Below are 706 nucleotides of genomic sequence, written 5' to 3' on the forward strand. Positions count from 1 at the left end.
CCCTTTTCTGTTTATATAAGAAATGCCTCTTATAGTATACAATAAGAGGCACCGTTTTAACATTAAAATCCGAAGTTCTGGGACAATTGTTGGTCTTGCTCTTCCACTGCACTGGCAGTTTTTTGGAGTTGTTGTTCGATTTGATCCATCAAATTCGCAAACTCGGTTACTTTCGGTTTTAATTGATTGAATTGGTCGTCAAAGCGTGCAAATGCTTGCCCTTCCCATTCACTGCGAAGTTGTTCTTGTGTTTGCGATAAACGTTGCAACATTTGTTCAATATCGTGTGTGCTTGTGCCGTATGTTTTCGCGCGGTCGCGTAACTCGGCAGGGGTCATTCTGATTTGTCCAGACATGAAACTCATCTCCTATTTTATGTATCTTTCTTACAATTATACTATAGCACATTTTTTATAGATAATTGTGTCTAATTTTTGAACTTTCGTGTCAAATAGCGGGAAAAAGTTATCTTTTGACTGAATGAAAATTCATTTGTAAAAGAGTAAAAACAACCTAGCTTTCAAATAATACATGTAGGGCAAAAAAGGGAATCCCTATAACCACATGCTTTTTTAAACATCCAAAATAGACTCGCGTATACATGCACAAAAAAATAGGCGTACACAATCATTGATACACTCCCTATAAAGTAGACACTAGGAATAAAAAATCTAGTTCACTTTAGAAGGAGTGTATTTTGTTATGA

Annotated in this window: 1 protein-coding gene; it reads right to left on the reverse strand. The window is 36.0% G+C overall.

Going from position 1 to position 706, the window contains the following annotated elements:
• Positions 1-62: 62 nt before the first annotated feature.
• Positions 63-356 carry a WXG100 family type VII secretion target gene (locus HCK02_RS14005; protein ID WP_167630703.1) on the reverse strand — a complete coding sequence of 98 codons (294 nt, stop codon included), beginning with the start codon at positions 354-356 and terminating at the stop codon, positions 63-65.
• Between the last annotated feature and the right edge of the window lie 350 nt (positions 357-706).

Source organism: Listeria valentina, from assembly GCF_011800755.1.
Lineage (GTDB): Bacteria > Bacillota > Bacilli > Lactobacillales > Listeriaceae > Listeria > Listeria valentina.